This window comes from Candidatus Liberibacter sp., assembly GCF_014048425.1.
Taxonomy (GTDB): domain Bacteria; phylum Pseudomonadota; class Alphaproteobacteria; order Rhizobiales; family Rhizobiaceae; genus Liberibacter.
In genome coordinates this window covers 1-5,231 of sequence record NZ_JACETX010000059.1, presented here as the reverse complement: position 1 = coordinate 5,231, position 5,231 = coordinate 1, and the positions used below count along the sequence as shown (strand labels likewise).

Genomic DNA, 5,231 nt, shown 5'->3' with positions numbered 1-5,231 from the left:
CCATAGAACCACCCTCTCCACAAATTATACGAACTGCGGAGACTGTATTCTGATTAGCACCCTAGAGTCGAGTCTTTATAAAAAAACAACCTTTTAGCTTAAAATGGTCAATCACCCTCCCCCTCTGTATCAATAGGAGTGCTGAGTTTTTATTATTGATCTGTACCCATTAAAAAGGTGGTTCATGAAAAACCCTATGCAATTAGAGCTTATGTACATGATTTTGAAGATCTTTGCCGTTGCAGGAATGATCGGTGCGACTTTATGGATGAAATGGAGAGGGTGAGAAGGTATGGTTGCATTGTCTTTTCAAGCTTTCTTTCCTGCTTAATGATTTGCGTTTACCAACATACGCCATAAAGCCCTACTCTTCAGGACGGGGAGGATGTCAAGAAGCTAGCTCGGAGAGTTAATCCAATTGACTCTTTTAATCTTTATTCTATACAATGGGAGCTATGACAAACACCGCTATAAAACAAAAATCGCAGAAAGAAAATGTTGAAGTCCGATTTGCAAAAGTGGAAACAACACTGCCTTTTCTTGCGACTAAAGCAGATCTTTCTGATGTTAGAACAGAACTTAAACTAGATATTTCCAATACTAAGCTAGAACTTAAGCAAGATATTGCTAACGTTAGAACAGAACTTAAGCAAGATATTGCTAACGTTAAAACAGAGCTTAAAGACGCAATTAACACTCAAACTAAATGGTTCGTAGGTCTCATGGTACCGATTGTATTAGGAATACTTTTGAAGCTATTTATCCGTTAGAAGTACAACACCTCAAAGCTTTACCCGCATACACCGTAAAGCCCTGTCCTTCAGGACGGGAATATCAATGTTCTGCATTCCAGCGAATACGAACCTGTTTAGCTTTTTCTAAATTAATCGCTATTATCGAAGACGCTATGGTACCTATGTGATCGCAGTAATCTCTCAGATCCTTAGCCTTTATATCTGATGACAAAGGGTCTATTTCGTGAAGTTGTAAAATCTTCTCAATGGAGTTTATTATTTCTTTAAGCCTATATTCACTAAAGTTACTTTTCTGAAAACCGTCGCTCTCATTATAATACAACGACTTCTCGATTGTATCGAGATATACAGTGATATACTTTACACCTTGATTGAGTCGATCATATTTAAGCTTCTCTAGATTTCTCCGTTCTACGTCAGCTGAAATAATTGCCAAAATCAAAGATAGAACAAGCCATAGGACAACAAAGTAAACGACAATTTTTGTCGTTGGATAACAGTCAAACCATATAAAATACGCAGACGCTATGACCATCACGTGTAAACCCCTAACCACACAAGAGGGGATGAAAAATCTCGCTATCTCTTTTAAGAGTACCGTCTTCTGCTTGTTTTTCAAGAATGATGCCATATGGGTTGCTTTCTCATCCCCTAAAGCTTGTTTCAGCATTTCCCATGCTGGTTGTATCACTTTTAAATTCACGCCCTACCCCACCTAACACACCAAAAGATTGAAAAATAAGAATCACTTGGCTAAAAACTAGGGTTGGGTAGCATTCTATGTCAATATTCATCATCTTCTATCATCCAAATTAACGATGTTGTTGTCAATGCTATCAAATTCATTCAGAGGCAGAAGTTCTATGCCTTTGTATTGCGTTGATTTCACCCCGTTTATCATTGCTCTTCCTACTTTCTGCAGATTTTGAGTTGCAAGGAAATAACTAATATAGTTGTTGCTTATTTTCCGTTCTTTTCCTTTAATCCTTAGATACCTTAAGAAATGGTCATTAGCTTCTTTGACGCTTACGATTCCTTCTTCATTGATGTTAACGTGGTCTTCGTACCATTCTTCACGGTCATCTGTGCTCCGCTTGGTTTCCTGTAAAGCTTCTTGACATACTGCTGGTGGGTCTAGCGGTTTTCTTTCTGCAATGAACTGCCTAGCACCCTCTTGTATCCATTTTTTGCATTCCAGAGAGTACTTTTTAATGAATTCATCTTCAAACAAAGGGTCTCGTTCAAACTGAGCGTTGAAAGGAATAACTACGAGCCTACGCCACCAAGCTGAATCTGGATGCCTGTTGTACAGTTGCCGATTAGAGAGATATACTACTGTGAAACTAGCGACTGACGTTTGACTTTGACAGTACAAATCTCGCATATCAATCTTGTCTCCTCCCGATAGGGCTTTAAGAACGGCAGGGTTAACTTCTGCACCCTCGTTAGTTTCATTAACTTGGAGGATTCTTGTGCCCATAGAAGCTACTAAACTGGAATTCGTACCCCCAGCTTGTACAGAGTTTAAGTTTTCTGCACTGATCGCATTAGTGTATTGAGAACCGAACGCAGAATTAATCAAATTCATGACAGTTCCTTTCCCATTCGCTCCAGTACCGATGAGATTGAAAATGCGTTGATCTTTGTTGTTCCCGAACAAAGCCATGCCCATAGCTAAAGCAAAGAAGTTCATGAGCTTAACATCACCACAAAAGTACACGAGCATAGCATCAAGAAATTCCCGAGAGGGCTTCCCTTCAACACAAGGTGTCCCTGTAGAGCGTGTGATGATCACCTTTGGTATCGTTTTGTGGTCTACTTTCTTGCCCGTAACGAGATCGGTTATCCCATCTGTGTTTCCAATGTATCTTTCGTTGCATCCTATCTTGTCAGCTTCGACGAAGAGGTTTTCACTTTTCGCCTCAAGCATCGCTAGCACTGATTTAGATTTGCTTGTTTCCCCCATTTTCTTGCGTGCGTAAAGCTTGGCGTATTTCGCTCTCGAGCAGTCTTTTTCTGTACTCCCCTCTTCAAGGTCTCTGCTATCTTTTTTTAAAGCTAAAAGGAAATCAGTTATTTGCCCTTGCATGCTTCCCCCTATAGTGGAAAACATCAACCAAAGGTGATTTTCTCTCTTGTACCAGCCACCCTTCCCCTCGTTGTAGATGTACATTCCCTTCGTTAGGATTGCGAACAAGGAGGCGATGTGAACATCAGAAAACCTATCGAAAGTTAACCCCGCAGGGATACATTGCTTGTATTTCTTGTCATACAGCAAGGAAGCAAAAGTACTTCTCTTTTTGTCCGCATTTCCTATTTCTTCAAAGTCAAAGCTATTCCATTTTGCATTAAAAATATCTGCATTGTATTTGGTTTTGCTTTGTTTGCACCAAGCCCTAGCTATTTCTTTACCATGCCCGTAGGTTTCATGATGAACAGCCATGATAATAGGTATCCAATCATCGTGGTGACCGTCGTAGAATTCTGAACCTAAGCACTTAAGAATGGCGATGATTTCACGATTGGTGTACCATCTATTCCCTTGAAATTTCCATGTATTGGTGTCGTTTTGTTCTGTATTCTTCTTCTCTGGGGCAGGAAGAAGATTGACGGATACTTCAAAGATTTCTTTTCTAGTCTCAACATCTAAACACGGTAAATTCTTAACGTTAATTTCATGTGGGGCTTTAGACCATATATATTCTTTCCCTGTAGCAGGATGGATATTGTAGACAACAAAATATTGCCCATGTCCTAGGATTTCGAAATGGCCGATAGAGCTACGATAGCTTTTCGTTTTCTTAATCCCTGCCTCTTTCATCGTGAAAGGTATTAAGATTTTAGGAGGTTGTCCTACCCTCGTCACCGTATTTCTATAGCGAGTTTGGAATTCTGCAGTGATGGTTTCAGATATATTCTCTTTTTGAATATCGACGTCAAAGCCGTAGACAGGATTGTCGCCTACTCCGCATAAGACACCAAATCCGCAAGGAGGCAAAGAATCAATCATATCTACAGAAAGTGGCTTCTTTTGCCATTTCGACCACAAAGCCTTTTTCTCTCCCTTTTTGATAGGGATGAGATGCCAGCCATTACCAATGGCCACCTTGGCTTGTTCTTTAAAAGTAGCATAAACATCATGCATTTTAACGATATGTTCTTTCGTTATAAATTAGATCTTCAATGGGCTTTTTCTTTAGATCTGCGATCTTTGCGTCTATCTCTGCTTCTTCTAGTGCTCTTTTTGCACGTGTTAACGCTCTTTTCTCTTTTGCTTTTCGATTGATCCTTTCGGAATAGGCTTTTTGTTTTGCAGGAGACATAGCCAAATACTGACTTTTACTCCGAGGGTGTTTCCGCTCTTTTTGCTTTTCATTTAACAATGCAGTGCTCATCATCTTTCATCTAAATTAACTGTTTTTTTTTCTGATAAAGCTTCTCCATGCCCTATATTTTTTATCCATGGCCAGCCAGAAAGATGCCTCTATATCTAATGCTTTTTCTATTAAATGAGCGTCTTCTTCAGACAAGGATTTGTTGCCCTTCATCATCGTTTGTGCCCATTCTAAAGGCCTGTCTGCTTTCTCTGCGAACGTCACATATGACCACTGTCTAGCGTCTAATTCGTCTTGGATGTGCTCTTGAACAGGGGATCTTAGTGCTAGCACGTCATCTGGATTCAGTCTGTAGGGGTACTTTCCATTTAACGATGTAGTGCTCATTGACAGCCCTCACACACCTCATCATCACAATCTTTGTTCGCTTTAGACGTGTCCAATTCCCACTCTTCAGTTGTTTTGGGTTCGTCTTCCATTTTGAATCTCCATTTCACGACTAAGTTGTAGCTATTCCTATAACTATCACAGGTTCTGGATAATGTCCATAAAATAATACGCATTAGTCATGCTTTTTTACTTGACTAAGCATGACTAATGCGTAATAGTACCCCCATATTCAAGAACGAATAACAACTGTGCATAAACAACATAGGAAGCAGACAATGAGCCACGAAAACGAAATCCAACGAGACTTGGAGGCTAATGCCAAGGCTCTGAGTCCTGTCATTGAAGAGTGCAAAGACTATCAAAACATCCTCAATGAGAACTTTGCAGGCGTGTTCGCTTCTGATGAGCATCCTGTTGATCGTCTTGATTCGTTGGAGAATTTGGTAGGCGACTTACCCGCTGTGCAAAGGGTACTTTTTCAATTGAAGAAGATTTTGACTGAACGAGCAGAGATTAAAAGGGAAGCCAGTGAGGCGGAAGAAGCCCTCCCTTACGAAGACTCTTATGAAAAAAGTGTCCGATACGATTATCAGGTTGCTCAAGGTTACTAAAAACTAAAAAGGAGAAAGACGATGGGAAAAGTGAGTCAGCACTACATGGAAGAGATTGAAAGCAAATACGAGCGTGAAGAACTGTTGCGTCCGTTGAACACTGAGGAGAACGCAGATGATTGAAACGACCATAGCACAAG

The 5,231-nt window shown here is 40.3% G+C and carries 5 protein-coding genes; 2 read left to right on the top strand and 3 right to left on the bottom strand.

Annotated elements, in window-relative coordinates:
* The first annotated feature begins 455 nt into the window (after nucleotides 1–455).
* The gene (locus H0G72_RS05520; protein ID WP_182017776.1) at nucleotides 456–770 is read left to right on the top strand and encodes a hypothetical protein; all 315 of its coding nucleotides are present in this window, start codon (nucleotides 456–458) and stop codon (nucleotides 768–770) included.
* Between the two features lie 64 nt (nucleotides 771–834).
* On the opposite strand, the gene H0G72_RS05515 is transcribed toward H0G72_RS05520, so the two are convergent.
* From H0G72_RS05515 to H0G72_RS05505, 3 genes are all read right to left on the bottom strand, one after another.
* Nucleotides 835–1,458 (bottom strand): hypothetical protein, encoded by a 624-nt coding sequence (locus H0G72_RS05515; RefSeq protein ID WP_182017775.1) that lies wholly within the window; start codon nucleotides 1,456–1,458, stop codon nucleotides 835–837.
* A 90-nt stretch (nucleotides 1,459–1,548) separates the two neighbouring features.
* Nucleotides 1,549–3,900 (bottom strand): phage/plasmid primase, P4 family, encoded by a 2,352-nt coding sequence (locus H0G72_RS05510; RefSeq protein WP_182017774.1) that lies wholly within the window; start codon nucleotides 3,898–3,900, stop codon nucleotides 1,549–1,551.
* A gap of 265 nt (nucleotides 3,901–4,165) precedes the next feature.
* Nucleotides 4,166–4,477 (bottom strand): hypothetical protein, encoded by a 312-nt coding sequence (locus H0G72_RS05505; protein WP_182017773.1) that lies wholly within the window; start codon nucleotides 4,475–4,477, stop codon nucleotides 4,166–4,168.
* Nucleotides 4,478–4,755: 278 nt separating this feature from the next.
* Here H0G72_RS05505 and H0G72_RS05500 point away from each other — a divergent pair, with 278 nt between their 5' ends.
* Nucleotides 4,756–5,091, top strand: a complete 336-nt coding sequence (locus tag H0G72_RS05500; protein ID WP_182017772.1) for a hypothetical protein — start codon at nucleotides 4,756–4,758, stop codon at nucleotides 5,089–5,091.
* The last annotated feature ends 140 nt before the right edge of the window (nucleotides 5,092–5,231 follow it).